Here is a 2,183-nt window from a genome sequence, read left to right as displayed (position 1 = left end):
ACCTTCTTCTAAAGGTTTCATTGCCTCATATTCTAGTTTTGATAAAGTGGGGCCATCAGCTATACCATGTTTAACCAGATTATGATCTCTTTGGAACTCTTTAACAGCTGACTCAGTTTGAGGGCCATAATAGCGCGTTTTTGAAAAATCACCATAACCTAGCATTATAAGAAATTCTTTTAACTCAACTGTATCATCATCGTAATTCCCATTTTTAAGAGGTGAACTTAGAATAAATTCTATATGTTCCAGGGTCTGTTCATCAATTTCCCCTGTTAACTCTACAGGTTCGTAGTAAGTTTGGAACTCTTCTAATACTTTTTCAAACTCTTCGTTTATACAGTCATTAAATCCGCTTGTAATAAAATTCAATTTATATAAGTCTGACTTAATTTCGTATATCTCATCATCACAATTAGCTTCCGCCGAAATTCCCACATTGGATAAAGGTAATACTAACATTACAATTATTATTGTTAAAATGAATTTGAACATTTTAAACATTTTATCTACCACCTATATTATGTATTTACTATACTATTATTATTCGACATAATACCATTTTTTTCAATGTCCTTGACAAAAAAAGACGTCACAAATGTGACGCCTTATAATTATTTGAATTCAACAATATCATACCGTGGAGTGGTAGGATTTGCAATTGATTCATAGATAGTTTCAACTGTACTAGTTTGTTTTAATGCCCAACCAATATCTGTTGCATATTGGCGAACACCAGTATTAACTGGATTCCATCTCATCTTATACATAGTGTTTTGGTTATATTCTCCGTAGATATAACGATTTGCAATCCATTCTGCACCACCTATAATAGCCTTTTCTGGGGATGTCCACCCTTGTTCATAAGCATAGCGTGGTCCTGCGATAGTTTCCTGACCATCATATGCAGCAATACCATACATATTGTATACTTTGGTTGCACTAGATGGTGGATTACTTTGATCCGATACTGGGTCTCCATCACTATCTACATAAATTCCTTGTGCAAGTTCAGAATTACCATGTGCTGTTTCATGAACAGCGTGTGCAATTAAGTATGCCTCATTAACACCATACTCATTTGCTGCATCCACAAATGCACTACCTTGCCCATCTAATGTACCTTTACCACTTAAGTACTCATCAAGTTCAGAGCCTGTGGCACCAGCCACATCAGATAATAACATATGCTGATTAATGTTATTTTCTTCTGGGTCAGGGTTTGCATAACTTCTGGTATCTGATTCTTTGGAATTACGCCAAGAGTCTCGGAAGTCTATTTCATACCAGGAACCACTTTCGTCTACAATAGTAACTTCCGTGCCTCCTGGAATAGTTTTATAACTGTGACTACTTGAAGAAGAAGATTCTCTCACATTAACTCTAGCAGTAGTTTCACCTTTTTGGGTGTGTTCAGCTAAAGAAGAGTGAACATACAATGTATCTCCATCATAATCGATTTCAAACCATGTCGTACTTCCCTCATACTCGTCACCGTTGACTTCTTTAATAAATTCTACTTCGGTGCCTCCTGATACATTTTCTTCAATATTGTCACCAAAGCTAGCAGATGCCCTTAAATTAACACCATCACCTGTTATTGTAGTAGACTCTTCAATGTTACTAATGTAATCACTGTGAACAAAACCATTATCGAAACGATACAAATCAGTTTGTGGATTTGGGTTCAGTGTATACTGAACTTCAATCATCTCATCAAATGTAATGTCATAAGTTGTAATGATTTGTCCACTTTGTATTTCATTATACAATTCTGTTAATACAGTAATTGTAATTTCATCGGCGATTCCACTAACCGGTAAGTCATGTGAATCTTGAAAATCACTGACGGCACTAGCTGTTTGTGGTCCATAATAGGTTGTTTTAGAGAAGTCACCGAAGCCTAAGACCATTAACATCTCTTTTAGTTCCACAGCGTCATCATGATAATTTCCACTTTGTAAAGGGCTACTTAATATTTCTTCAACTTTCTGTAAAGTAGGCTGATCAGCGATTCCATTTTCGATTACACCAAAGTGAGATTGAAATTCCCTAACTGCTTGTTCTGTTTGTGGGCCATAAAAACGAGTTTTTGAAAAATCACCAAAGCCTAATGTCATTAAATCTTCTTTCAATGTGACCGCATCATCATGATAGTTACCATTTTGTAATGGACTATTCAT

General features: G+C 35.6%; 2 protein-coding genes. Both read right to left on the bottom strand.

What is annotated here, in order from left to right; genetic code table 11:
- Positions 1–504, bottom strand: a 504-nt coding sequence (locus AHA02nite_RS14905) for a peptidoglycan-binding domain-containing protein (protein WP_170236128.1), incomplete at its 3' end; no start/stop codon positions are given.
- 110 nt (positions 505–614) lie between these two features.
- A partial coding sequence (locus AHA02nite_RS14900) for a peptidoglycan-binding protein (RefSeq protein ID WP_146818679.1) occupies positions 615–2,183 on the bottom strand: 1,569 nt, incomplete at its 5' end.

Origin of the sequence: Alkalibacillus haloalkaliphilus, assembly GCF_007991275.1 — a bacterium.
Lineage (GTDB): Bacteria > Bacillota > Bacilli > Bacillales > Alkalibacillaceae > Alkalibacillus > Alkalibacillus haloalkaliphilus.
Note: the sequence above shows the minus strand (reverse complement) of the source record. Positions and strands in the feature narration are given on the sequence as shown.